Origin of the sequence: Streptomyces sp. NPDC088810 (assembly GCF_044750305.1) — a bacterium.
GTDB lineage: Bacteria > Actinomycetota > Actinomycetes > Streptomycetales > Streptomycetaceae > Streptomyces.
This window is the reverse complement of sequence record NZ_JBIVJQ010000014.1, coordinates 102,674-127,255: the sequence shown is the minus strand read 5'-3', so window position 1 is coordinate 127,255 and position 24,582 is coordinate 102,674. Positions and strand designations below refer to the sequence as shown.

Genomic DNA, 24,582 nt, shown 5'->3' with positions numbered 1-24,582 from the left:
CGCCATGGCCACCCCCCTGCGCATCAGGCGCCAGCTGCCGTTCAGCCCCTGGCTGTTCGCCGCGCCCGGACTGCTGGTCACCGGCGTTTTCGTGCTGTACCCGTTCGCCTCCACGCTGGCGAACTCCTTCACCGACCGCCGCACCCTGGTCCCCGGCCACTTCGTGGGCCTCGCCAACTTCCGCGAGCTGCTCCACGACGACATGTTCTGGACCGGCCTGCGCAACAGCACCCTGTACATCGTCGGGGTTGTACCCGCCCTCGTCGTCCTGCCGCTGCTGCTCGCGCTGCTGGTGCAGAGGAACATCCCCGGCATCACGTTCTTCCGCTCCGCCTTCTACACCCCGGTCGTCGCCTCGATCGTCGTGGTCGGACTGATCTGGGTGTGGCTGCTGGACGAGCGCGGACTGGTCAACTCCCTGCTGGAGACCGTCGGCATCGGCCGGGTCGGGTTCCTGAGCGACCAATGGCTGCTCCTGCTGAGCGCCATGGCGGTCACGGTGTGGAAGGGCCTCGGCTACTACATGATCATCTACCTGGCCGCGCTGGCGAACGTGCCGCGCGAACTGCACGAGGCCGCCGCCGTGGACGGCGCCGGACCGGTGCGCCGCTTCTTCTCCGTCACCGTACCCGCCGTCCGCTCCACCATGGTGCTGGTCGCCGCGCTGTCGTCCGTCGCCGCCTTCAAGGTGTTCTCCGAGGTCTACCTGATGGCCGGCCCGAGCGGCGGCCCGGCCGGCGAGGACACCACCCTCGTCATGCTCGTCCAGCGCACCGGCACCGGACTCACCGGCCGGGTCGGCTACGCCTCCGCCCTCTCCGTCGTCGTGTTCGCCGTCACCGTCGTCCTGATGCTGCTCGTGCTGCGCGCCGACCGGAAGGAGGAGCGTTGAGCGTCCTGGAGAAGGTACGGCCCGAGCGGCCGGCCACCGCGGCCCGGGAGCCGGGCGTCACCGACGAGCACGGCCGCCGGATCCGGGCCGGCGAGCTGACCTGGCGCTACCTGCTGCTCCTCGCCGTCCTCGCCCTGACCGTCGGCCCGTTCCTGTGGCAGCTGTCCACCTCCCTCAAGGGTCCCACCGAGGACATCTACGGCTCCCCGCCCCGGTTCCTGCCCGGCCACCCCACCCTGCACAACTACGCCCGGGTCGCCGACACCATCCCGGTCTGGGACTACGCCCTGAACTCCCTGAAGGTCGCCACCGCCAGCGTGGTGACGAACTGCGTCGGCTCGGCACTCGCCGGGTACGCCCTGGCCCGGCTGCGCTACCGCGGCCGGCGCGCGACCACGCTGGTCTTCGTGCTGGCGATGCTCGTGCCCGTCGAGGGCATCGTCATCGCCCAGTTCACCACCATGCGCGAACTCGGCCTGAACAACACGCTGATCGGGGTCGTCCTGCCCGGTGCCGTCGGCGCGATGAACGTACTGCTGATGCGCAACGCCTTCCGCAACCTGCCCTACGAGATCGAAGAGGCGGCCTACGTCGACGGCGCCGACGTCTGGCAGCGGTTCCGGCGCGTCGCCCTGCCGTCGGTGAAGGGCACCCTCGCCGTCGTCGCGATCTTCGCCTTCATGGGCGCCTGGGACGACTTCCTGTGGCCGCTGATCGTGCTGAGCGACCCGTCCAGGTTCACCCTGACCATCGGCCTGAACTATCTGCACGGCACCTTCGCCAACGACGAGCGCCTCGTCGCCGCCGGGACCATGATCGCCGTGGCACCGCTCATCGCCCTGTTCGCCTGCCTCCAGCGGTACTTCTTCCGCGGCGTCGGCGAGGGCGCGGTCAAGGGCTGAACCTCCCCCGAGTGCAAGGACACCGCATGCCTGCTGCCGTGCGCTTCGGCGTCAACTACACGCCCAGCCAGGGGTGGTTCCACCACTGGCTCGACTTCGACCTCGACTCCGTACGCGCCGACCTCGACGCCATCGCCGCCCTCGGCCTCGACCACATCCGCGTCTTCCCGCTGTGGCCGTACTTCCAGCCCAACCGCACCCTGATCCGCCCGCACGCCGTCGACCAGCTCGTGGCCCTTGCCGATGCCGCCGCCGAACGCGGCCTCGACGTCAACGTGGACGGCCTGCAGGGGCACCTGAGCAGCTTCGACTTCCTGCCCGCCTGGACCCGCACCTGGCACCGCCGCAACCTCTTCACCGACCCGGAGGTCGTCGACGGCCAGGCCGCCTATCTGCGCACCCTCGCCGCCGCCCTCGCCGACCGCCCCAACTTCCTCGGCATGACCGTCGGCAACGAGGTCAACCAGTTCGCCGCCGGCCCCCACCCCGACCCCGACCGGATCACCGCCGAGGAGGCCGAACGCTGGCTCACCCGGATGCTCGCCGCCTGCGCCGGGGGCGCCCCCGGCCGGCTCCACCTGCACGCCTCCTACGACGCCGCCTGGTACCAGGACGACCAGCCCTTCACCCCCGGCCACTCCGCCCGGCTCGGCGACCTCACCGCCGTACACTCGTGGGTCTTCAACGGCACCGCCCAGCGGCACGGCCGTACCTCGGTGCCCGCCGAGCACCACGCCGCCTACCTGGTCGAGCTGAGCAAGGCCTGGGCGGACGAACCGCACCGGCCGGTGTGGCTCCAGGAGGTCGGCGCCCCCGCGCCCCTGGTGCCCGCCGAACACGCCGCCGCCTTCGCCGAGGCGACCCTCACCCACGTCCTGGACTGCCCGGACCTGTGGGGCGTCACCTGGTGGTGCTCCCACGACGTCCCGCGCACCCTCGCCGACTTCCCCGAACTCGAGTACTCGCTCGGCCTGTTGACCAACGACCGGCGGCCGAAGGAGATCGCCCGGGTGCTGGCCGCAGCGGCCCGCCGGACCCACCGCACCCCGGCGGTGCGCGGCACGGCCCTCGTCGTACCCGCCGAACCCGCCCGGCGCTCCCGCTGCGCACCCGGCGGCGACGTCTTCGACGCCTTCTTCCGGCTCGTCGCCGAGGGGGTCCGCCCCACCACCGTCCTCGACACGCGCGCCGACGACAAGGACCACCTCGCCGCGCGCGGCATCACCGACGTCGTCACTCCCGACCAGGTACTCCCCACCCCCCAAGGAGGCACCCGCTCGTGAACCCCACCAGACGCACCGTCCTGATCGCCGCCGGCGCCGCCGCCCTGTCCCCCGCTCTGCCCGCGGCGGCGGCCCCGCGCGCCCCCGCCGCGACCCCGCCGTACGCCGCGTACTGGTACCCGGACTCGCTGCCCGCCGGCAGCCCCGGCCCCGGCATCACCTGGCGCAGCCTGAAGAACTGGCGCGCGGCCGACGACCCCGACCTCGCCTTCAACGCCGCGAGCGTGCCGCTCGCTCCCCGCTTCACCCCGACCCCGGCGAACCTGACCGCCCGCTCCGGCCAGGCCCGCGTCCAGGCGCTCGTCTCCTTCGGGCCGACCTCGGGCAACCCTTCCCAGGGCTCGGCCACCGCCGACTACTACGCCCTGACCCACTGGGCATACCTCGACGAGCTGGTGTTCTGGGGCGGCTCGGCCGGCGAAGGGCTGATCCTCGCGCCGAACGCCCCCGTCGTGGACGCGGCCCACCGGCACGGCGTCCCCGTCCTGGGGAACATCTTCCTGCCGCCGGTGACCTACGGCGGGCAGTTGCAGTGGACCCGGGACCTGGTGCAGAAGGACGCCGCCGGGCACCACCCGCTCGCCGTGCAACTCGTCGCGGTCGCGGCGGCCCACGGCTTCGACGGCTGGTTCGTGAACGCCGAGACCAGCGGCGGGAACACCGCGCTGGGCACGGCCGTGCTGGGCTTCGTCCAGGAGCTGAAGGCCCTCGCGGCCACCCGAGGGCAGCGGGTGACCTGGTACGACGCCCTGACCGTGAACGGCACGGTCGGCTGGCAGGGCGCCCTGAACAGCCGGAACCAGGCGTTCTTCCAGGCCGCCGACGACATGTTCGTGGACTTCCGGTGGAGCGCGGCCACGCTGGCCTCGTCCGGTACGAAGGCGGACCGGCTGGGGCGCAGCCGCTACCAGCTGTGGGCCGGCATCGACGTCGAGTCCAACGGGTCCGGCACCCATGTGAACTGGGACGCGATCGTGCCGGCCGGCACACCGCACGTCACCTCGATCGGCCTCTACCGGCCCGAGTGGACCCGCAACCACCTGCCCGCCGACCGGCGCGCCCCCGAGGACTTCCACGCGGCCGACGACCGGTTCTGGACCGGCCGGTCACTGGACCCCGCGCGGCCGGACCCGAGCGATCCGTGGCGGGCGCCGGCGGTGTCCGTGACGGACCGGTCGACGGTGACCTCGGTACCGTTCGCGTCCGTGTTCAACACCGGGCACGGACTGCGCTGGTACGAGGCGGGGGCGGTCGTCTCGGCGGCGCCGTGGAACCATCTCGGGCTCCAGGACCGGCTGCCGTCGCGGCGGTGGGTGGTGCGGACGGCGGGGGAGCGGCCGGCGGTCGGATTCGACTTCGCCGACGCCTGGCGGGGCGGGAGCAGCGTGCTGGTGGCCGGTGAACTGGATCAACCAGCGGTCGTGGACCTGTACGCGACCCGGCTGCCGATGGGTGTGAACACGGTTGTCGACCTGGCCTTCCGGAGCGAGGCTGGGAGTGTGAACGCCGAGCTGGCGGTGGCGACGGCCGAACCGGGCGCGCCGGGGGCGACCCCGCCGTACACGTATCTGCCGGTGAACCCGGTCGACAGGGCGAGCCGAGTGCGGTCGGTCAACGGATGGCAGACCGTGACCGTGCCGCTCACCGGCCTGTCCGGCACCGTCCACGCCCTCGGCGTCCGCCTCACCGCGGCGGACGGCCCGGTCCGCTGGCGGCTGGGCGGCCTCGCCGTCCGCCCCGACGGCACGCCTCCGCCGCCCGCCGCTCCCTCCGGCGCCCGCGTCACCGCGGCGAACGGCGGCGACCTCCGGCTCGCCTGGAACGCCGCCCCCGGCACCGTCCGCCACTACACCCTGCACCGCCTCCTCCCCGACGGCACCCGCCGCTTCCTCGGCGCCACCGGCCAGCGCGCCTGGTTCGTCCCCGGCCAGCGGCCCGAGCAGGGCGAGGCGACCGCACGGTTCGAAGTGCGCGCGGTGGGGGAGCTCTACAACGCCTCGGCCCCCGTCACCGTCACCCACCCCTGGTAAACACCGGAACCCGCAGGGAGCACCCCGCATGCATGACGACCGCACTCTGGTGGAAGCCCGCCTCAGGCGCGTCCTCGACGAACGTATCCGCCCTGCCGTGTACCCCGAGTCCGTGCCGCTCCGGGTCGCGGTGTGGCACGCGCCCGGCGAGCCCGTGCCGGTCGCGGAGGGGCTCGCCGCCGAGCCCGAGCCGATCGAGGTGGGCGCCCGGTGGGGTGCTCCGTGGGGCACCAGCTGGTTCCGGGTGACCGGGACCGTGCCGGAGGCGTGGGCCGGCAGGACCGTCGAGGCGCTGCTCGACCTGGGCTTCGACGAGAACATGCCCGGCTTCCAGTGCGAGGGCCTGGTCTACCGGCCCGACGGCACCCCGGTGAAGGGCCTCAACCCGCGCAACCAGTGGGTGCGGATCGGCGCGCCCGTCGCGGGCGGCGAGGAGGTGCGCCTGCACATCGAGGCCGCCTCCAACCCGGTCGTCCTCGACTACCACCCCTTCCGGCCCACCCCGCTGGGCGACAGGGAGACCGCCGGCAGCGAGCCGCAGTACACGCTCACCCGCATGGACCTCGCCGTGTTCGACGAGACCGTGTGGCAGTTGGTGCTGGACCTGGAGGTGCTGGGCGAGCTGATGGCCGAGCTGCCCGTGGACTCCGCCCGCCGGCACGACATCCTGCGCGCGGTCGAATGCGCCCTGGACGCCGTCGACCTCCAGGACGTGAACGGCACGGCGGACCGGGCGCGGGCCCGGCTGGCCGGTGTGCTGTCCGCCCCGGCCGTGCCGTCCGCGCACCGGATCAGCGCGGTCGGGCACGCGCACATCGACTCGGCGTGGCTGTGGCCGCTGCGCGAGACGGTGCGCAAGGTGGCCCGTACGACGTCCAACATGACCGCGCTCATCGAGGACGAGCCGGAGTTCGTGTTCGCCATGTCCCAGGCGCAGCAGTGGGCCTGGGTGAAGGAGCACCGGCCCGAGGTGTGGGCGCGGGTGAAGAAGGCCGTGGCGGAGGGCCGGTTCGTACCGGCCGGCGGGATGTGGGTGGAGTCGGACACCAACATGCCCGGCTCGGAGGCGATGGCCCGGCAGTTCGTGCACGGCAAGCGGTTCTTCCTCGACGAGTTCGGCATCGAGAACGAGGAGGCGTGGCTGCCGGATACCTTCGGCTTCGCCGCGGGTCTGCCGCAGATCATCAAGGCGGCCGGCTCCAAGTGGCTGCTGACGCAGAAGATCTCCTGGTCGCAGACGAACCGGTTCCCGCACCACACGTTCCACTGGGAGGGCATCGACGGCACCCGGATCTTCACCCACTTCCCGCCCGTCGACACCTACAACTGCTCGATGAAGGGCAGCGAACTCGCACACGCGGCCCGCAACTTCAGGGACAAGGGCCGGGCCCGGCACTCCCTCGCGCCCACCGGCTGGGGCGACGGAGGCGGCGGCACCACCCGCGAGATGGTCGCCAAGGCGGCCCGGCTGCGCGACCTGGAGGGCTCCCCGGCCGTGGTCTGGGAGACACCGCGCGCCTTCTTCGAGAAGGCCGAGGCCGAGTACCCCGAACCGCCCGTCTGGGTCGGCGAGTTGTACCTGGAACTGCACCGCGCCACCCTCACCAGCCAGGCGAAGACCAAGCAGGGCAACCGGCGCAGCGAGCACCTGCTGCGCGAGGCCGAGCTGTGGGCGGCCACGGCAGCCGTACGCACCGGATTCCCTTACCCGTACGAGGAGTTGGACCGCATCTGGAAGACGGTCCTGCTGCACCAGTTCCACGACATCCTGCCCGGCTCCTCGATCGCGTGGGTGCACCGGGAGGCACGGGCGACGTACGAGCGGATCGCCGCCGAGCTGGACGAGATCATCGGCGCGGCGCAGCGGGCCCTGGCCGGCGAGGGAGGCACCGAGCTGCTCTTCAACGCGGCCCCGCACTCCGGCCACGGCGTCCCGGCGGGTGGTGCCGCCCCACCCGCCGTGACGGGTGGCACGCGGCTCACCCCGCGCGAGGACGGCGGGTTCGCGCTGGACAACGGCCTGCTGCGGATCACGGTCGACGCCCGGGGCCTGGTCGTCTCCGCGTACGACCCCGCCGCCGACCGCGAGACCGTCGCCCCCGGTCGGGCCGCGGGCCTCCTCCAGCTGCACCCGGACTTCCCGAACATGTGGGACGCGTGGGACGTCGACTCCTTCTACCGCAACACCGTCACCGACCTCACCGACGCCGAGTCGGTCACGGCCGGCGAGGACGGCGCCTCGGTGCGCGTCGTCCGGACCTTCGGCTCCTCCCGGGTCACCCAGCTGCTGACCCTGCCGCCCGGGGAGCGTCGGCTGCTCATCGACACCGAGGTCGACTGGCACGAGACGGAGAAGTTCCTGAAGCTGGCCTTCCCCCTCGACCTGCACGCCGAACGGTACGCGTCCGAAACCCAGTTCGGGCACGTCTTCCGCCCCACCCACACCAACACCTCATGGGAGTCGGCCAAGTTCGAGGCCTGCAACCACCGCTTCGTCCACCTGGCGGAGCCCGGCTGGGGCGTGGCGGTCGTCAACGACTCGACGTACGGCCACGACGTCACCCGCACGGTCCGCACCGACGGCGACCGCGGGACGACCACGACGGTCCGGGTGTCCCTGCTGCGCGCCCCGCGCTTCCCCGACCCCGAGACCGACCAGGGCGTCCACCGCTTCCGGCACGCCCTGCTCCCCGGCGCCTCGATCGCCGACGCGGTCCGCGAGGGCTGGCGGGTCAACCTGCCCGAACGCCGCCTGACCGGCGCCCGTGAGGTAGCCCCGCTGGTCACGGTCGACGACGACGCGGTGGTGGTGACAGCGGTGAAGCTCGCCGACGACGGCACCGGAGACGTGGTCGTCCGCTTCCACGAGGCCCACGGCGGCCGGGCCCGGGCCACGCTGACGGCCGGTTTCGAGGTGGCGGAGGTCACGGCGACGGACCTGCTGGAGCGGCCGTGGGAGGAGGGGGCGCCGCCGGTGCTGGACGGTGACCGCGTCACCGTGCGGCTGCGCCCGTTCGAACTCGTGACCCTGAGGCTGCGCAGGGCGTGAACCCGCGGCGGGCAAGGGAGCCCCGCGCGGCCGCCCTTGCCCACCACCGGGGCTTTCCCCGGCAGGGGAACGACGACGATGATGTTCCGATGCGACGAAGAAGGGTGCCCGACAACTCCTGGGCCGCGGAGCCGGATCCCCTGCTGGCTCTCGCCCGAAGGGACCTGTCGTTCTACGCGCGGGCCTCCGACCGTGCCAGGCGGCTGCACCACGCCACCGAACTCGGCGCTCTCCTCACGACCTCGGTGACCGTCGTCGCCGCCGGTCTGCATGCTCCCGCGTGGCTGACCGCGCTGATCGCGGGCGGTGCCGTCTTCTTCACCGGCATGCGCCAGCTGTACGGCGCCGGCTCCCGCTGGGTGCTGGCCGCGCAGGCGCGGGAGTCGCTGCGCCGCGCACTCGACCGCTACCTGCTCCTGCCGGAGACCGAACGCGACGCGGCGGCCCGGCAGGCCCTGCAGGCGGTGGTCGAGGAGGTCGGCGCGAACGAACTGCGCGCCTGGTCCGAGACGCAGAGCGGGCGCCCGGAGGCGCCTCCACCCCCGGTGGGAGCCTGACCGAGGGGCTGGTCAGTGCCCCAGCTGCGTCCTGAGCCACTCCTCGGCCTCGCCCACGTGGGCCGCTGCCGCCGCGCGTGCCGCCTCCGGGTCGCGGGCGGCGAGGGCGCGGTGGATGGCGGCCATGGTCTCGTTGCCGGCGGCGGACGCGATCTCGCGGTGGAAGACGAGGTCGTGCGCGAGGATCTCCTCGGGGTCGTCGGTGGCGTTCATGGCCGCTGCCCCACCAGCTCCCGGCCTGCGCCGCGGCGGCCCGGGCCCTGCCGCAGCTCACCTTCGTCCTCGACCACCTGGGCAAGCCGCCCATCGCCTCCGGGGACCTCGCACCCTGGGCCGCCGGTCTGCGCGCCCTCGCGGCCCTGCCCAACACGGTCGCCAAACTCTCGGGCCTGGTCACCGAGGCAGCCCCGGGCGCCCGCAGCCCCGCGGACCTGCGCCCGTACACCGACACGGCCCTGGACGCCTTCGGCCCCGGCCGGCTGATGGCCGGCTCGGACTGGCCGGTGTGCACGCCGGCCATGTCGTACACCGAAGTCCACGCGCTCACCGGGGAGCTGACCGCGGGGCTCGGCGAGGCGGAGCGCGACGAGCTGTTCGAGGGCACGGCGGCCCGGGTCTACGACCTCTGAGCCGCCTCCGCCAGCCGCGTCGGCGGCAGGTACTCCCGTACGAACGTCCGCTCCCAGCACGCCCCCGTCTGCCGCAGCTCCCGCCAGCTCGTGTACCGGTAGCGGAACAGCCGGGCCCGGACATAGCGGGGCGGGGTGTCCGGCGGGAACGGGGAGCGGCGCAGCAGCTTCAGCGTGTCCCGGTCGTTCTCCAGCAGGCGTTCCACCAGCCCGCCGAACCACTCCCCGGCGTAGCCGGGCGACAGTGCCGCGAACCACATCAGCCAGTCCAGGCGCAGATGGTAGGGGGCGAACTGGCGCGGCCAGTGCCGGGGATCGCCGGGCTTGCCCTTGAACGCGTACTCCCGCCAGTCCGAGTCCGGGTGCGGGGTGTCGTCCAGCGTGCCCTCGACCACCACCTCGTAGCGCACCCGGCTGACGCTGCCGAACGCGCCGTAGGTGTTCACCAGGTGCAGCGGGTCGAAGGAGCGGTTCATCACCTGGCGGCGGGAGACCATGTTCACCACCGGGCGGTGGCTGAGGAAGACCAGCAGCGCGGCGACCGCCAGCACCAGCACCTCGTACCACAGCGGCGCCGCCGGCACGGGCGGCGCCGTCGCCGGCAGCCGGAGCGCGGACAGGGCCAGCACGATGGTGATCCAGTTCAGCCAGGAGAAGTTCCCGGACAGCACCAGCCACAGCTGGGTGACGATCATCAGGGCGGCGGCGGCCGAGGCGATCGGCTGCGGGGTGAACAGCAGGACCGGCACGACCAGCTGGGTGACGTGGTTGGCGGCCACCTCCATCCGGTGCAGCGGCTTCGGCAGATGGTGGAAGAACCAGCTGAGCGGGCCCGGCATCGGCTGGGTCTCGTGGTGGTAGTCCAGGCAGGTCAGCTTCCGCCAGCAGGCGTCACCGCGCAGCTTGATCAGCCCGGCGCCGAACTCCACCCGGAAGAGGATCCAGCGCAGCAGCAACAGCACGACGACCGGCGGCGCCACCTCGTCGTTGCCGAGGAACGCGGCCAGGAACCCCGTCTCCAGCAGCAGTGACTCCCAGCCGAACGCGTACCACGTCTGGCCCACGTTGACGATCGACAGGTACAGCGCCCACGGCACCAGCCACAGCAGGATCCCGGCCCATAGCGGCAGCGCGGAGTCCGCCCCGGCCAGCAGGGCCGCCGCCACCGCGCAGCCCGTCCAGGCGCAGGCCGCGAAGAAGCGGTCGGAGTAGTGCAGGTGGAACAGGCTGGGGGCGCGCCGGAACCGCACCCGGGCGACGAAGCGGGGGACCGGCAGCATCCCGCGCTCGCCCAGCAGGGCCCGGAACTGCAGGGCCGCTGTCAGGAACGCGACCAGGTACAACGCGGCCAGAGCCCGCTGGAGGACCAGCCGGCTCAGCCAGTAGTCGGGTGCGGTGAACCAGTCCACGGCTGTGCGCGCCTCCTGTGCGGGGACACCGGCGCCTGTCTCGTCACGACGGTCCCCGAGTTGCCAGGCAAAGCTGGGCAATGCCAACAATAGGGCGTAATCACCCACAGTGATGCGGAGTGTGCGGTGCGGATACCCACCCGAACCATCGTCACGGCCTGCGCGTTCCTCGTGACGCTCCTGGCCGCGGGCTGCGCGGGCACCGGCGTCAAGCAGACCAGGGCGGGGGAGCTGGTCCTCCTGCAGGCGGCCACCGAGCGGGGGCCCGGGCCCTTCACCGAGTCGACGGACACCGGCGTCCCGAGGCCGGCCGAGTCGCCCCGGGTCACCGCCCGGGTGCAGCGCGGCGACGTCGAGGCGCCCCTGCGCGCGGCACGCACCCTGTCCGGCGCGACACCCGGCCTGTACCGGGGCTCCCCGCGCGTCGCCGGCTGCGACGTCGAGCGGCACATCCGCCGGCTGACGGCGGACGAGGCCAAGGCCGACGTCTTCGCCGGGGTGGCCGGCGTCACCCGGGCGGCGCTCCCCGGCTATCTGCGCGGCCTGACCCCGGTCGTCCTCGGCGCCGACACCCGCGTCACCAACCACGCCTACCGCGCCCGCGAGGCCTCCCGCTACCAGGCCGTGCTCCAGGCCGGCACCGCCGTCCTCGTCGACAACCGGGGCGTGCCCCGGGTGCGCTGCGCCTGCGGCAACCCGCTCGACGAGCCCGCGCCGACCCGCGGCGGGGCCGGCGCCCGCGGTACCCCGTGGGCCGGCTACCGGCCGAACCAGGTGATCGTGGTGGCCCCGGCGTCCCGCCCCGTCAGCAGCCTCACGATCGTCGACACCGCGACCCGCACCTGGATCGAGCGCCGGGTCGGCCCCGACGTCCGCCGGGACCGGGTCGTGCCCGCGCCCCCGGGGGCCGCCACCAGCCCGGCCGACCCCGATCCGGCGGACGCCGGAGCGGCGGTCACCGGGCAGCCCAGCCCCGACGCCAGCGGCCCGCCCGCCTCCCCGGAGCCCAGCGCACTGCCGCCGTCGCCGTCCGGCCCCGCGGCACCGGACCGCCGTACCGGCTCCCCGGACCCGACCACCGCGACCACCGCGACGGAGCCGCCACCCCCCGCCCCCGATCCCGTCCTCTCCCTCGCCCCCTCTCCGGACCCCTCCGGCGAGAGCGGCACGGGCACGGCCACCCCCGGCCCGACAGGCCCGTCCGGCACCGAGCCCGGCCGGCCCGTCGCCTGAGTCCCCGGTCAGGCGTGCCGATCAAGTCGAAGAATCGGCCGGATACTGGCAGTCTGGGCCCCATGGCCGATCGGGGAGCGAGCGCCCTGTCACTCCCGGAGGACGGGCCCGCACACCCGGACCCGATCCTCGCGCTCAACCGCATGGGCAGTTTCGACTGGGACCTGGACGCCGGTCTCTTCCACATGGACGCCCAGGCCTTCGAGGTGTTCGACCTGCGGCCCGACGAGTACGACGAGCGCCCGGAAACCCTCGCCGTACGGGTGCCGCCACCGGAGGCCGCCCGGCTGGACGCGGTGGTCGCCCGCGCGATCAAGGACGGCAGCGAGAACTACGGCACCTACTTCCGCATCCGCTGCCGCGACGGCAGCCTGCGCTGGACGCACACCCAGGGCTACATCCGGCGCGACGGGACCGGCCGCCCGCGCCGGGTCGTCGGCATCGTTCGCGACGCCACCCAGGAACTCGCCGACAGCGCCGCCCGCAGCCTGCGGGCCGCCCAGGACGAGGCCTTCCGGCAGCAGACCAGCGTCGTGCAGGTCATCTCCGCCGCCCTCGCCCACGCCCGCAGCGTCCAGGACGTCATCGACGTCCTCAAGGACACCCACGGCGTCCGCCATCTGGGCGCCGCCAGCCTGGTGATGGGCCTGGTGGAGGCGGGTCGGATCCGGCTGGTGGCCGAGGGGCCCGCGGGCGCCTCCGTCCCCGGCACCCGCATCACCCGGATCGACGAGCCGTACCCGATGAGCGAGGTCGTCCGCACCCTCAGCCCCCGGTTCATCGAGTCCCCGGAGGAGTTCGCCGCCGGCTACCCGATCCTGTGGCCGCACCTGACCGACCTGCACATTACGTCGGCCGCCTATCTGCCGCTGATCGCCCAGGCCCGCCCGATCGGCGCGATGGGGCTGCTCTACGACGACCGGCGCGGCTTCTCCGCCGAGGAACGCGCCGTCCTGGTCGCCCTGGGCAGCAGCATCGCGCAGAGCCTCATGCGGGCCATGCTCTACGAACAGGAGAAGGACCTCGCCCAAGGGCTCCAGCAGGCCATGCTGCCCCGCACCATCCCCAGTGTCCGCGGCGCCGACATCGCGGTCCGCTACCGCTCGGCAGCCCTGGGCCGGGACATCGGAGGTGACTGGTACGACCTGATCCCGCTGCCCGGCGGCCGGGTCGGCGCGGTGATCGGCGACGTCCAGGGCCACGACACGCACGCGGCGGCCGTCATGGGCCAGCTGCGGATCGTGCTGCGCGCCTACGCCGCCGAGGGCCACACCCCGGCCACCGTGATGGCCCGCGCCTCCGTCTTCCTCCACGAACTCGACACCGACCGGTTCGCCACCTGCCTGTACGCCGAGGCCGACCTGTCCACCGGGGTCGTCCAGGTGGTCCGCGCCGGGCACATCGACCCGCTCGTCCGGCACGGCGACGGCAGCTGCGCCCGGATCACCGTCGAGGGCGGACTGCCGCTCGGCCTGTCCGCCGAGTTCGGCCGGCTGGAGTACCCGGTCGCCACCCTCGAACTCGATCCCGGGCACACCCTGCTGCTGTGCACCGACGGGCTCGTCGAACAGCCCGGCACCGATCTCGACGACGGCATGCGCGGCCTCGCCGCACTCGTCGCGGAGGGCCCGGAGGAGGTGGACGGCCTCGCCGACCGGCTGATCCAGCTGTCCGAGGAACAGGGCGGCGACGACGACGTGGCCCTGCTCCTGCTGCGTCGCCACGCCCCCGAGACCGCGCCCGCCGGCGGCCGGCTCCGCCGGCATGTGGCGCCCGGCGACCCGGAGGCCCTCACGCAGGCCCGGCACATGATCCGCGCCGCGGTCCGCGCGTGGGGCGCCCGCGACCGCGCCTACGAGATCGAGCTGGCCGCCGACGAGCTGATCACCAACGCGCTGATGCACACCGAGGGCTCCGCGATCGTCACCCTGCGGGCCCTGTCCGGCGGCGGCCGCCGGCTGCGCATCGAGGTCGAGGACTCCTCCAGCGCGCTGCCCCGGCGCCGGGACGCCGGGGAGAGCGGGGTGTCCGGCCGCGGTCTGCTCCTCGTGGACCGGCTCGCCGACGGCTGGGGCGTGGAGGCGCGGGGCGGCGGCAAGGCGGTGTGGTGCGAGTTCCGGCTGCCGTGAGGCGCCGGCCGGGCGGAGGACAGGGCGTTGTCGGTGCCGGATGGCACTCTGGACGTATGCCGGAACTGCCCGAGGTAGAAGCGCTGACGGACTTCCTCACCGAGCACCTGGTCGGCCGCCTGGTGGTGCGGGTGCTGCCGGTCGCCGTCAGCGTCCTGAAGACGTACGACCCCCCGGTCACCGCCGTCGAGGGCGGCGCGGTGACCGCCGTGCGCCGGCACGGCAAGTTCCTGGACATGGAGACGGACGCCGGGCTGCACCTGGTGGTCCATCTGGCCCGCGCGGGCTGGCTGCACTGGAAGGACCGGCTGCCCGACGGCCCGCCGAAGCCCGGCAAGGGCCCGCTGGCGCTGCGCGTGGCACTGGAGACCGGCGAGGGCTTCGACCTGACCGAGGCCGGCACCCAGAAGCGGCTCGCCGTGTACGTCGTCCGCGACCCGCGTGAGGTCCCGGGCATCGCCCGCCTCGGCCCGGACCCGCTCGCCGCCGACTTCGACGAGGACCGCTTCGCCGCCCTGCTCCGGGACGAACGGCGGCAGCTGAAGGGCGCCCTGCGCGACCAGTCGCTGATCGCGGGCGTCGGCAACGCCTACAGCGACGAGATCCTGCACGCCGCGAAGATGTCCCCGTTCAAGCTCGCCGCGTCCCTCACCCCGCAGGAGACCCACCGGCTGTACACGGCGCTGCGCGACACGCTCACCGAGGCGGTCGAGCGCTCCAGGGGTGTGGCGGCCGGCCGGCTGAAGTCGGAGAAGAAGAGCGGCCTGCGCGTCCACGGCCGTACCGGCGAGCCCTGCCCGGTGTGCGGCGACACCATCCGCGAGGTCTCCTTCAGCGACTCCTCGCTCCAGTACTGCCCCACCTGCCAGACGGGCGGCAAGCCGCTGGCCGACCGCCGGCTGTCCCGCCTGCTGAAGTGAACCCGCTCAGCGCTGACTGTTGCGGAAGCCGATGACGACCGCTCCCCACCAGCACACCTGGGACACCACCGCGGTGCCGGCGCACCGGACCAGCAGGCGCGGCGCCACGGAGCCGTCCTGTCGGGCGCGCATGCGCCGGTCAAGCCGTCCGGCCTGCAGGCCGTTGAGGGCGAGCCCGAGCACCAGGGCGAGCTTGACACGGGTGAGGGGGGCGCCGAGGTCGGGGTGGAGCAGAACTCCGCTGGCGACCAGTCCGGCGAGCCCGGCCCAGATCGGCACGTGCAGCCGGTGTGTGCCGTCCAGGGCGTCCCTTAGGGAGCAGCGGCCGGTCAGCCAGAGCAGGGCGTGATAGTCGGCGGCCAGCACGGCACCGAATCCCAGCACCAGGGAGGCGAGGTGGACGAAGAGGGCGGCGGTGTGCAGTGTGGCGTCCACGCGCAGGTGCACGGAGACCCAGGCACAAGCCCCGAGGCTCAGACAGACACCGGCCGCCGCAGCGCCGGCCGTCCACCAGGTGTCGTACAGCCCCAGCCGCGACGCGGAGGTCACCTGGGGGGACACGGGGGGTTCGGGGCGTACGGACACGGACTGCTCCTGGAAGATTCACAACAAACTCAGGTAAGGCTCACCTAAGATGAATCTCCGGTCAAGGTCCGGTGCCGCTACCGTGTCTCTACCGTGACCAGCAGCTTTCCCTCCGCGGTGCGGACCTCGTAGCGCGCAATGTCATCCGGGTGCAGCGCCGCCGCGCCCATCGCGGTGGTGGGCCGGGTGCCGTCGCCCGGGTTGGTCCAGCCGGCGACCGCCTGCTCGCTGCCGTCGCGGCCGACCGCGACCAGCCGGCAGGTGTGCGGCCCGGAGCCGTCCCTGACCTCGAGGCGCAGGTCGCTGCCCCAGTCCTGGTCCGCGGAGGTGACCCGCGCCCACACCCCGGTGTGCGGGTCGGTCGCCGCCGTGACCTGGGACGCGGCCGGCTCCGTGTGGCCGGCGAAGGCCACGATCCCCTGGCCGGCCACGGCCAGCACCACCGAGGCGGCCAGGCCGTACAGCAGCCTGCGGCGTCGCGCCCGGTGCCGGTGGGCCAGCTCGCCGAGCAGCCGGTCCAGCAGCCGGGGGCCGGGCTGTGCCATGGGGTGCACGAAGCGCGGCGTGGCCCGGCGGTACAGCATCAACTGCCGGGTCGCGGGCCCGAATTCGGTCACGTGTGCCGCGCACCGAGGGCACTCCATGAGGTGGTCCTCGAAGCGGAAGGCCTCCGCCTCGTCCAGCACGCCGAGCGCGTACGCGCCGACGTCGCGATGCCTTTCCAGGGACCTCATGCCGAATCCTCGTGCCGAAGGGTGGGGGAAGGGTTACTCCTTGCTCCCACCCGTACGCAGCCGACCGCCGAATCACTCAAGCCGCGCGCAGAATCGCGGACAAGAGATTCGGAGCGGCCCGGCCCGCGGATTGGTGTGAATTCCGGAAGGTTCAGAAGAGGTGGATCGCGAGGTGCCCGAGGGGCAGTCCGAGCCGCCAGGCCGGTGTCCACACCTTCGGCCCGTCGTCCTCCCCGAACACCCCGCCGCCGCCCGGCACCGCGTCCAGGTCCGGCGCCAGCAGCTCGGTCTCCTCCAGCCACCGCCAGGCGTCGGCCGCCAGCGCCAGGTCGGGGTCGGGGGCGTCCGAGCCGGCCGCCCGCTCCGTCAGCTCGGCCATGCGCGCCCGCACCCAGTCCCGCCACGGCTGGTCGTAGGCGGTCAGCGACAGCCAGTTCTCCAGCTGGGAGATCACCCGGATGCCGGACAGCTCCCCGTCGGTGTCGGACAGGAAGACGGTCAGCGCCAGCGCGTCCCGGCCGGCCCGGAACTCGAAGGACGTCGGTGGCATCAGATCACCGGTGCGCAGCAGCTCGTCGGCGATGTACTCGGCGTACAACCAGGCCATGGGTACGGCAAGTTCACCGCCGTCGGTGCCGTCCGTACTCTCGTGCCCTCTGTGCAGCATCCCTTCCTGCCCTTCCTCCGGTACGTGCGCGTCACCCGAAACCCGGGGCCGCCCCCGACCGGAACGCGGATGAGGACAGCCCATTGCCCGAACGGGGGCCGCAGCAAGGCGCTTTACCGAGGTTTGACCAGGCTTCCGGTTTCACCGCAGGTCGGCTGTGTAACCGGGAAGGACCCGGCGCAGGGCGCGCAGCGCGTAGTACGCGCGGGATTTCACCGTACCGGGTGGGATCCCCAGGGTCTGCGCCGCTTCCGCCACACTGGCCCCGAGGAAGTACACGAGTACCAGGACGTCACGGTGCTCGGGCGTGAGTGTCTTCACAGCCTCCCGGACGTCCAGCATCGCCGCGGCCCGCTCGGCGTGGTCGGCGGTCACCCGCGCGTTCTCGGGGACCTCGTCGCCGATCTCGGGCGGCCGTGCCTGCCGGGCCCGCCGGGCGTCGATGGCGAGTCGCCGGGCCACCGTGAGCAGCCAGGGCCGTACCGAGTCGAAGTCCTCGGCGTGCAGCGCCTCGGGATGCTGCCAGGCGCGCACCAGGGTCTCCTGCACGAGGTCCTCGGCGCGCTGCCGGTCCCCGTCGCAGAGCCTGAACAGCAGGGCGAACAGAGGGCCGCCGTGCTCGCGCTGGAGCGCGGCCAGCTCGTGCTCGGCGGTCGTCGTCCCGTGGGTGAGTGAGGTTCCGGCCGTCATGGCCGTATCGCAGCGCAGGGGGCGGCCCGGCGGACAGGGGGCGGGCCCGGTTGTGCGACGGACGGTCGATCGCGTCGGCGAACGGTCGGACGAGCGGTACTCCGGGACACCGGACGGGCTAATGACACCACCCGGGCTGTTTATCCGGCACATCAGATTCATACCCATATGCCCGTCACGGCTTCGTCTGTATATACGACAATCTTGGGGTGAGTTGATGATCGGACGCAGACAGCAGGTGGCTCTGGCCCTGACCGCCGTCCTCGCGGCCGGGGCGGCCTGCCAGAACCAGCACCGGGAGACCGGCGCCCAGGGACGCTCGGCGCCCGCCGCGCCCGGCGGCTTCACCCTAGTCGCCTCCGGGGACGTCCTGCCGCACACCTCCGTCATCGAACGGGCCGCCTACGACGCGGGCGGCAACGGCCACGACTTCCGCCCCATGCTGTCCGGCGTCGCACCGGTCGTCTCCGGCGCCGACCTGGCGCTGTGTCACATGGAGACCGTCTACGGCGCCGACGGCGACTACGCCGGCTACCCCGTCTTCAAGTCCCCGCCGCAGATCGCCGCGGGCCTCGCCGCGACCGGCTACGACGGCTGCTCCACCGCCTCCAACCACGCCCTGGACGACGGCGCCGCCGGCATCCGGCGGACCCTCGACGCCATGGACAAGGCCGGTCTCCGGCACTCCGGGACCGCCCGCAGCGAGGCCGAGGCCCGCTCGGTCACCATCCTGCGGGCGGGCTCGGCCAAGGTCGCCCATCTGTCGTACACCTTCGGCACCAACGGCAACGCGATGCCCCCCGGACAGCCCTGGGCGGTCAACCTGATCGACGCCGACCGGATGATCGCCGACGCCCGCGCGGCCCGGCGGGGCGGCGCCGACGTGGTCGTGCTCTCCGTGCACTGGGGCACCGAGTGGCAGGACGAGCCCGACCGGCTCCAGCTCTCCGTCGCCCAGCGGCTCACCGCCTCGGCCACCGACGGCCACCCGGACATCGACCTCATCCTCGGCACCCACGCCCACGTCCCGCAGGCGTACGAGAAGGTCAACGGCACCTGGGTGGTCTACGGGATGGGCGACCAGATCGCCGGCGAGATGTACAACGGCGACGGCGCCCAGGACCCGCGCGGCAACGAGTCCACCCTCGGCCGCTTCACCTTCGCCCCGCCGGCCCGGCCGGGCGAGGCCTGGCGGGTCACCAAGGCCGAGTTCGTCCCGCAGTTGTACGACCTCGACGCCGGCCGCGTCCTCGACCTCAACCACGCCATCGCCCAGGGCGCCGAGCTGGAGGCGGTGCGCGACCGCATCAAGGACGTCGTGCTCAGCCGGGGGGCCGCCCAGGACGGCCTGGTCATGGCGGAGTGATCAGCCCTGCTCGGCGCGCTGCCGGCCGGCCAGCGCCGAGCGCCGGTAGGAGTAGCCGAAGTAGATCGCGCAGCCGATCAGGAACCACACCGCGAACCGCAGCCACGTCTGCCACTGCAGGAACGTGATCAGCCAGATGGAGAAGACGACACCCAGCGCGGGCACCACCGGCATCCCCGGCGTCCGGAAGGAGCGCGGCAGCTCCGGCTGCCGGTAGCGCAGCACGATCACCGCCGTGCACACCACCACGAACGCCAGCAGGATGCCGATGTTGGTCAGCTCGGCCGCCTCGCCGATCGGCACGAACCCGGCGATGGCGGCCGAGGCCGCCCCCACGATCCAGGTCACGCGGGTCGGCACGTGCCGCGTCGGGTGCGTCTTGGCGAACCACCGGGGCAGCAGCCCGTCCCGGGACATCGAGAACCACACCCGGGTCACGCCCAGCATGAACGTGAACATCACCGTGAGGATGCCGATGATCGCGCCGACCGCGATCACGTCCGCCAGCGCGCCCAGGCCCACCGACTTGAACGCCGTCGAGAAGCCGCTCTCCTTGTCGATGTCCTTGTAGTTCTGCATGCCGGTCAGCACCAGGCAGGCCGCCACGTACAGCACCATGGAGATCACCAGCGAGTAGATGATCGCCTTCGGCATGTGCCGCTGGGCGTCCTTCGACTCCTCGGCCGCCGTCGACATCGCGTCGTAGCCGAACACCGCGAAGAACACCGTCGCCGCGCCCGTGAACGCCCCGCCGATGCCGAACGGGAAGAACGGGGTGTAGTTGGCCGAAGTGATGTGGAACACGCCCACGCCGATCACCAGCAGCACCACCAGCACCTTCAGCGCGACCACGAACGTCTCGAAGCGGGCCGCGCTGCGGATCCCCTGGGTCAGCAGCCACGCGATCAGCAGGCACAGCACGACCGCGAACAGGTCGACCCGGTGCCCGGCGCCGGTGCCGGGCGCCCCCAGCATCCAGGCGGGCAGATGCGCGCCCATCGCCTCGACCAGGAAGCCGAAGTAGCCGGAGATGCCGATGGCCACCACGGCCACGATCGCGGTGTACTCCAGCAGCAGGTCCCAGCCGATGAACCAGCCCGCGAACTCGCCGAGCACCGCGTACCCGTAGGTGTAGGCCGAGCCCGCCTTCGGGATCATCCCGGCGAACTCGGCGTACGACAGCGCCGCGCAGGCGCTCGCGACACCGGCGATCAGGAAGGACACCAGTACCGCGGGTCCCGCCGTGCCGTTCGCCACCGTGCCGGCCAGCGTGAAGATGCCCGCGCCGATGATGCCGCCGACGCCGATGGCGGTCAGCTGCCAGAGCCCCAGCGACTTGTCCAGCCGGGTGCCCTCGCCGACCTCGGTCTCCTCGATGTGCTCGATGGGTTTGCGGCGGAGAATCCCCTCACCCGCACGGAGCTTGGCCATACGCCTCACCTCTTCGCCGACGGCAAACGGCTGACGGCCGATCATGATGGCTCAGCACGGACCCCCAGGGAAGACGCCACGCACGGCGGCCGACCGGGGGCCCGTGACTAGGGCCTCCTACGGTACGACCGTCACCGGCCAGCGGCCCGTCTTGACCAGGCGGACCGCCACCGAGCCGACGATCCGGTGGCCGGCCTGCTCCGAGGCGCCCACCACGACCGCGTCCGCCTTCAGCTCGTCCGCCGCCTTGACCAGCCCGTTATAGGGGTCGCCGCGGAAGGTGTGGAACTCCCAGCGCACCTCGAATATCCCCTTGAGCCGCTCGGCACCCTCCCGGATCTGCGCGACCAGGTCCTCGGCGATCTCGTCGGTGGTCTCCGCCACCGGCGCCCCGAGCGCCGCCCCGGCGGCGAGCACCGGCTGCACGTACACCACCGCCAGCAGCGCGTGCTGGCGCCGGGCCAGACCGGCGGCGTACGCGGCCGCACGCATCGAGGAGTCGGAGCCGTCCACCCCGACCACGATGACCTTCGGACCGTCCGTGCCCCGCTCGAACCGGTGTGCGGGCGAGTGCTGCTCGTGCTGTTCCGTCACGGCCGTGAGGCTATCGGAACCGACCGTTCCTGAAGAAGCGGCGGCTGCCCGGACCGCTCGACGGGCGAGCCGCGGCGCCGCTTCCTAGAGTCGGAACCATGACCGCCACCGCGGAGCCCGCCGCCGGGAGGGACGCCACCGCCCCGGTACGCCCGCCCGCCGGCGGGCGTCTCGGCTGGGTCCCGGAGGCCTTCGCGACCCTTTTCGCCGCCCTCGGCCTGCTGTGCGCCCTGCTCGCGGTCGTCCCCCCGCTGCGCAGCCCGCTCCGCCCGGTCGCCCGCACCCTCGACCTGCTGCTGGTCCCCGTCAGCGCCAACCTCGCCTACGCCGTCTTCCTGTTCCTGCTGGCCGGCGCCACCGCCGCCCGCAAGAAGGTCGCCTGGTGGCTGGTGGTCGTCTACCTCGGCCTGCTCGTCCTCACCGACGCGCTCGGCGCGGCCGCCGGCCTGTACGCCGCGTCGCTGCCGTCCCTGGTGCTGTGCGCGCTGCTGCTGCTCCTGCTGGTCCTGGCCCGCCGCGAGTTCTACGCGGCCTCCCGCCGCGGTGCCGTGTGGCGGGCCCTCGCCGTGCTGCTGGCCGGGCTGGCCGTGGCGATCCTGCTCGGCTGGGGCCTGGTGCTGCTCTTCCCGGGCACGCTCCCGGCGGGCCAGCACCTGGCCTGGGCGGCCGACCGGGTGTGCGGCGGACTGGTCTCGGCCGGCTCCTTCGCCGGCCGCCCGCCGCGCGCGATCACCTTCCTGCTCGGCCTGCTCGGCGCCCTCGCCCTGCTCAACGCCGCCGCCGCGCTGTTCCGCTCGCAGCGCCTGGAGGCCGCCCTGCACGGCGACGAGGAGGCCCGCATCCGCGCCCTGCTCAGGGCGTACGGCGAGCGGGACTCCCTCGGCTACTTCGCCACCCGGCGGGACAAGGCCGTCGTCTTCTCACCCAGCGGCAAGGCGGCCGTCACCTACCGTGTCGAGGCCGGCGTGTGCCTGGCCGGCGGGGACCCCGTCGGCGACCCGGAGGCCTGGCCGCACGCCATCGACGCCTGGCTGGACGTGGCCCGCCGGCACGCCTGGGCGCCCGCCGTGATCGGCGCCTCCGAGGCCGGCGCCCGCGCCTACGCCCGCGCGGGCCTGGGCGCCCTCCAGCTCGGCGACGAGGCCATCGTGCACGTCGCCTCCTTCGACCTGCAGGGCCGCGAGATGCGCGTCACCCGGCAGGCCGCGCACCGGGTCCGCCGTACCGGAGCCGTCTGCCGCATCCGCCGTCACGCGAGCCTCACCGAACGCGAGATGGGGGAGATCGTCGGCAAGGCCGACGCCTGGCGGGACACCGAGACCGAACGCGGCTTCTCCATGGCCCTGGACCGGCTCGGCGACCCCGCCGACGGAGACTGCCTGCTCGTGGAGGCCCTCGGCGAGGACGGCCGGCTGCTCGCCCTGCTCTCCTTCGTGCCCTGGGGGCGCGACGGGGTCTCCCTGGACCTGATGCGCCGTGACCGGGCCGCCCCCAACGGGGTCATGGAGTTCATGGTCGCCGAACTGTGCGCCGCCGCGCCGAAACTGGGCGTGCGCCGCATCTCGCTGAACTTCGCCGTCTTCCGGTCGGTCTTCGAGGAGGGCGCCCGCCTCGGCGCCGGACCGGTCCTGCGGCTCTGGCGCCGGCTGCTGCTGTTCTTCTCCCGCTGGTGGCAGCTGGAGGCGCTGTACCGCTCCAACGCCAAGTACCGCCCCGAGTGGTACCCGCGCTTCCTCTGCTACGCCGACGCCGCCGCCCTCGCCCGCATCGGCCTCGCCTCCGGCATCGCCGAGGGCTTCGTCTCCGTACCCAGCTTGCGCAAACTCTGGGGAAAGGGGCACCCGGGTAGCGGACGGCGGCCCGCCGCTGCGGCGGTCCCGCCGTCCGTGCAGGCGCTCGGCCTCGACGGAGGGGACCAGGCCGGGTCCGCCGCCCCGGACGCGGGCCTGCCCGACCAGGTCCGCGTCCGGTACCGCACCCTCGACCGGCTGCGCGCCACCGGCACCGACCCCTACCCGGTCGGCGTCCCCGCACCGACCCACGCCCTCGCCGACGTCACCCCCGGCGCTGACGTGACCGTCGCCGGACGCGTCCTGCTGGTCCGCGACTTCGGCGGCATCGTCTTCGCCGTGCTGCGCGACTGGTCCGGCGACCACCAGATCGCCCTCACCCGCGACGGCTGCGGCCCGGACCTCGACCGCTTCACCGCCGACACCGACATCGGCGACCACATCACCGTCACCGGCCGCGCCGGCCTGTCCGACCAGGGCGAACCCACCGTCTTCGGCACCTCCTGGCAGCTCACCGGCAAGTGCCTGCACCCGCTGCCCGACAAGCGCCGCGGCCTGACCGACCCCGAGGCCAAGGTCCGCCGGCGCCACCTGGACCTGATCACCAGCCCCGACGCCCGCGCCGTCGTCCGCGCCCGCTCCGCCGCCGTACAGGCCCTGCGCCGGGGCCTGCTGGACCGCGGCTACCTGGAGGTCGAGACCCCGATGCTCCAGCAGATCCACGGCGGCGCCAACGCCCGCCCCTTCACCACCCACATCAACGCCTACGACCTCGACCTGTACCTGCGCATCGCCCCCGAGCTGTACCTGAAGCGACTGTGCGTCGGCGGCCTGGAGAAAGTCTTCGAGCTGGGCCGCACCTTCCGCAACGAGGGCGTCTCCTACAAGCACAATCCCGAGTTCACGATGCTGGAGGCCTACCAGGCCCACGCCGACTACGACGTCATGCTCGACCTCGCCCGCGAACTGATCCAGGCCGCGGCGACCGCCGCCCTCGGCTCCCCGGTGGCCCGCAAGGACGGCGCGGAGTACGACATCTCCGGGACCTGGCCGGTCCGGACCGTGTACGGGGCGATCTCCGAGGCGGTCGGGGAGGAGATCGGCCCCGGCACCGAACTGCTGCGGCTGCACCGGCTGTGCGACCGCACCGGGGTGCCGTACACCGCCGACGACGGACCCGGTGACGTGGTGCTGGAGATGTACGAGCGGCTGGTCGAGCACCGGACCGGACCACCCACCTTCTACAAGGACTTCCCGACCGACGTCTCCCCGCTGACCCGGCAGCACCGCACCGACCCGCGGCTCGCCGAACGCTGGGACCTCGTCGCCTTCGGCACCGAACTCGGCACCGCCTACTCGGAGCTGACCGACCCCGTCGAACAGCGCCGCCGGCTCACCGAGCAGTCGCTGCTGGCCGCCGGCGGCGACCCGGAGGCCATGGAACTGGACGAGGACTTCCTGCAGGCCCTCGCCTACGCCATGCCCCCGACCGGCGGCCTCGGCCTCGGCGTGGACCGGATCGTCATGTTCCTCACCGGCCTGACGATCCGCGAGACGCTCCCGTTCCCGCTCGTGCGCCGCCGCTGACCCGCGCGCACGGAAAGGCTCGCGCCCGGACGTGTGTTCCGGGACGTACGGTCACTGCGCTGTCCGGGTGTATTCCGCCGCCGCGCCGGTGCCGTCGCGGTGCGC

General features: G+C 73.2%; 18 protein-coding genes and 2 pseudogenes. 12 read left to right on the top strand and 8 right to left on the bottom strand.

Translation table 11 applies throughout. The features are described from left to right. Positions 1-4 precede the first annotated feature (4 nt). The 6 genes from ACIP4Y_RS33945 (at position 5) to ACIP4Y_RS33920 (ending at position 8,713) form a co-directional block, all read left to right on the top strand. Positions 5-892 carry a carbohydrate ABC transporter permease gene (locus tag ACIP4Y_RS33945; protein ID WP_401399759.1) on the top strand — a complete coding sequence of 296 codons (888 nt, stop codon included), beginning with the start codon at positions 5-7 and terminating at the stop codon, positions 890-892. Further along, positions 889-1,794, top strand: a complete 906-nt coding sequence (locus ACIP4Y_RS33940; protein WP_401399757.1) for a carbohydrate ABC transporter permease — start codon at positions 889-891, stop codon at positions 1,792-1,794. Before ACIP4Y_RS33945 ends, ACIP4Y_RS33940 begins: the two co-directional genes overlap by 4 nt. A 26-nt stretch (positions 1,795-1,820) precedes the next feature. Beyond that, on the top strand, positions 1,821-3,077 hold the full coding sequence (locus tag ACIP4Y_RS33935) for a glycosyl hydrolase (RefSeq protein ID WP_401399755.1): 1,257 nt from the start codon (positions 1,821-1,823) through the stop codon (positions 3,075-3,077). Beyond that, a complete protein-coding gene (locus tag ACIP4Y_RS33930) occupies positions 3,074-5,107 on the top strand; it encodes an endo-beta-N-acetylglucosaminidase (RefSeq protein WP_401399753.1) in 2,034 nt (677 codons plus the stop codon). The genes ACIP4Y_RS33935 and ACIP4Y_RS33930 overlap by 4 nt, the downstream gene beginning before the upstream one ends. A 28-nt stretch (positions 5,108-5,135) precedes the next feature. Further along, positions 5,136-8,156, top strand: a complete 3,021-nt coding sequence (locus ACIP4Y_RS33925; RefSeq protein WP_401399751.1) for an alpha-mannosidase — start codon at positions 5,136-5,138, stop codon at positions 8,154-8,156. Positions 8,157-8,245: 89 nt separating this feature from the next. Beyond that, entirely contained in the window at positions 8,246-8,713 is a 468-nt protein-coding gene (locus tag ACIP4Y_RS33920; protein ID WP_401399750.1) for a DUF4231 domain-containing protein, read from the top strand. Positions 8,714-8,725: 12 nt separating this feature from the next. Here the strand turns inward: ACIP4Y_RS33920 and ACIP4Y_RS33915 are convergent. Further along, positions 8,726-8,929: pseudogene (locus ACIP4Y_RS33915) on the bottom strand (FCD domain-containing protein); the annotation flags it as partial. Here ACIP4Y_RS33915 and ACIP4Y_RS33910 point away from each other — a divergent pair. Beyond that, positions 8,881-9,342: pseudogene (locus ACIP4Y_RS33910) on the top strand (amidohydrolase family protein); the annotation flags it as partial. The pseudogenes ACIP4Y_RS33915 and ACIP4Y_RS33910 sit on opposite strands and share 49 nt — an antisense overlap. Here ACIP4Y_RS33910 and ACIP4Y_RS33905 read toward each other — a convergent pair. Then, a complete protein-coding gene (locus ACIP4Y_RS33905) occupies positions 9,330-10,751 on the bottom strand; it encodes a lipase maturation factor family protein (RefSeq protein WP_401399748.1) in 1,422 nt (473 codons plus the stop codon). The pseudogene ACIP4Y_RS33910 and the gene ACIP4Y_RS33905 overlap by 13 nt on opposite strands. A 126-nt stretch (positions 10,752-10,877) precedes the next feature. Between ACIP4Y_RS33905 and ACIP4Y_RS33900 the strand changes: the two genes are divergently transcribed. The 3 genes from ACIP4Y_RS33900 to ACIP4Y_RS33890 all read left to right on the top strand — a co-directional run bounded on the left by ACIP4Y_RS33900 (position 10,878) and on the right by ACIP4Y_RS33890 (position 15,033). Next, positions 10,878-11,984 (top strand): DUF6777 domain-containing protein, encoded by a 1,107-nt coding sequence (locus ACIP4Y_RS33900; RefSeq protein WP_401399746.1) that lies wholly within the window; start codon positions 10,878-10,880, stop codon positions 11,982-11,984. 62 nt (positions 11,985-12,046) lie between these two features. Further along, a complete protein-coding gene (locus ACIP4Y_RS33895) occupies positions 12,047-14,113 on the top strand; it encodes a SpoIIE family protein phosphatase (RefSeq protein ID WP_401399744.1) in 2,067 nt (688 codons plus the stop codon). A 56-nt stretch (positions 14,114-14,169) separates the two neighbouring features. Further along, entirely contained in the window at positions 14,170-15,033 is an 864-nt protein-coding gene (locus tag ACIP4Y_RS33890; RefSeq protein ID WP_401399742.1) for an Fpg/Nei family DNA glycosylase, read from the top strand. Between the two features lie 6 nt (positions 15,034-15,039). Here the strand turns inward: ACIP4Y_RS33890 and ACIP4Y_RS33885 are convergent, their stop codons facing one another. The 4 genes from ACIP4Y_RS33885 to ACIP4Y_RS33870 form a co-directional block, all read right to left on the bottom strand. Continuing rightward, a complete protein-coding gene (locus tag ACIP4Y_RS33885) occupies positions 15,040-15,618 on the bottom strand; it encodes a hypothetical protein (RefSeq protein ID WP_358642815.1) in 579 nt (192 codons plus the stop codon). 77 nt (positions 15,619-15,695) lie between these two features. Next, positions 15,696-16,352 carry a zf-HC2 domain-containing protein gene (locus tag ACIP4Y_RS33880; RefSeq protein WP_401399740.1) on the bottom strand — a complete coding sequence of 219 codons (657 nt, stop codon included), beginning with the start codon at positions 16,350-16,352 and terminating at the stop codon, positions 15,696-15,698. Between the two features lie 151 nt (positions 16,353-16,503). Beyond that, positions 16,504-17,019, bottom strand: coding sequence for a hypothetical protein (locus ACIP4Y_RS33875; RefSeq protein ID WP_361475430.1), 516 nt, complete (start codon positions 17,017-17,019; stop codon positions 16,504-16,506). Positions 17,020-17,160: 141 nt separating this feature from the next. Further along, on the bottom strand, positions 17,161-17,709 hold the full coding sequence (locus tag ACIP4Y_RS33870) for a sigma-70 family RNA polymerase sigma factor (RefSeq protein WP_358642821.1): 549 nt from the start codon (positions 17,707-17,709) through the stop codon (positions 17,161-17,163). Between the two features lie 217 nt (positions 17,710-17,926). On the opposite strand from ACIP4Y_RS33870, the gene ACIP4Y_RS33865 reads away from it, so the two are divergent. Next, positions 17,927-19,075, top strand: coding sequence for a CapA family protein (locus ACIP4Y_RS33865; RefSeq protein WP_401399738.1), 1,149 nt, complete (start codon positions 17,927-17,929; stop codon positions 19,073-19,075). On the opposite strand, the gene ACIP4Y_RS33860 is transcribed toward ACIP4Y_RS33865, so the two are convergent. Next, complete coding sequence (locus tag ACIP4Y_RS33860) at positions 19,076-20,506, bottom strand: amino acid permease (protein WP_401399736.1); 1,431 nt, start codon at positions 20,504-20,506, stop codon at positions 19,076-19,078. A gap of 117 nt (positions 20,507-20,623) precedes the next feature. Beyond that, entirely contained in the window at positions 20,624-21,100 is a 477-nt protein-coding gene (locus ACIP4Y_RS33855; protein WP_401399735.1) for a universal stress protein, read from the bottom strand. 98 nt (positions 21,101-21,198) lie between these two features. Between ACIP4Y_RS33855 and lysX the strand changes: the two genes are divergently transcribed. Next, positions 21,199-24,477 (top strand): bifunctional lysylphosphatidylglycerol synthetase/lysine--tRNA ligase LysX, encoded by a 3,279-nt coding sequence (gene lysX, locus ACIP4Y_RS33850; protein ID WP_401399733.1) that lies wholly within the window; start codon positions 21,199-21,201, stop codon positions 24,475-24,477. Positions 24,478-24,582: the final 105 nt, after the last annotated feature.

Excerpts from the sequence above, each read along its gene's own strand:
- ACIP4Y_RS33880 (WP_401399740.1), bottom strand. The coding sequence starts at position 16,352 with ATGAGGTCCCTGGAAAGGCATCGCGACGTCGGCGCGTACGCGCTCGGC.
- ACIP4Y_RS33895 (WP_401399744.1), top strand. The coding sequence starts at position 12,047 with ATGGCCGATCGGGGAGCGAGCGCCCTGTCACTCCCGGAGGACGGGCCC.
- ACIP4Y_RS33925 (WP_401399751.1), top strand. The coding sequence starts at position 5,136 with ATGCATGACGACCGCACTCTGGTGGAAGCCCGCCTCAGGCGCGTCCTC.
- ACIP4Y_RS33865 (WP_401399738.1), top strand. The coding sequence starts at position 17,927 with ATGATCGGACGCAGACAGCAGGTGGCTCTGGCCCTGACCGCCGTCCTC.
- ACIP4Y_RS33890 (WP_401399742.1), top strand. The coding sequence starts at position 14,170 with ATGCCGGAACTGCCCGAGGTAGAAGCGCTGACGGACTTCCTCACCGAG.
- ACIP4Y_RS33860 (WP_401399736.1), bottom strand. The coding sequence starts at position 20,506 with ATGGCCAAGCTCCGTGCGGGTGAGGGGATTCTCCGCCGCAAACCCATC.
- ACIP4Y_RS33875 (WP_361475430.1), bottom strand. The coding sequence starts at position 17,019 with ATGCTGCACAGAGGGCACGAGAGTACGGACGGCACCGACGGCGGTGAA.
- lysX (WP_401399733.1), top strand. The coding sequence starts at position 21,199 with ATGACCGCCACCGCGGAGCCCGCCGCCGGGAGGGACGCCACCGCCCCG.
- ACIP4Y_RS33870 (WP_358642821.1), bottom strand. The coding sequence starts at position 17,709 with ATGACGGCCGGAACCTCACTCACCCACGGGACGACGACCGCCGAGCAC.
- ACIP4Y_RS33920 (WP_401399750.1), top strand. The coding sequence starts at position 8,246 with ATGCGACGAAGAAGGGTGCCCGACAACTCCTGGGCCGCGGAGCCGGAT.
- ACIP4Y_RS33945 (WP_401399759.1), top strand. The coding sequence starts at position 5 with ATGGCCACCCCCCTGCGCATCAGGCGCCAGCTGCCGTTCAGCCCCTGG.
- ACIP4Y_RS33935 (WP_401399755.1), top strand. The coding sequence starts at position 1,821 with ATGCCTGCTGCCGTGCGCTTCGGCGTCAACTACACGCCCAGCCAGGGG.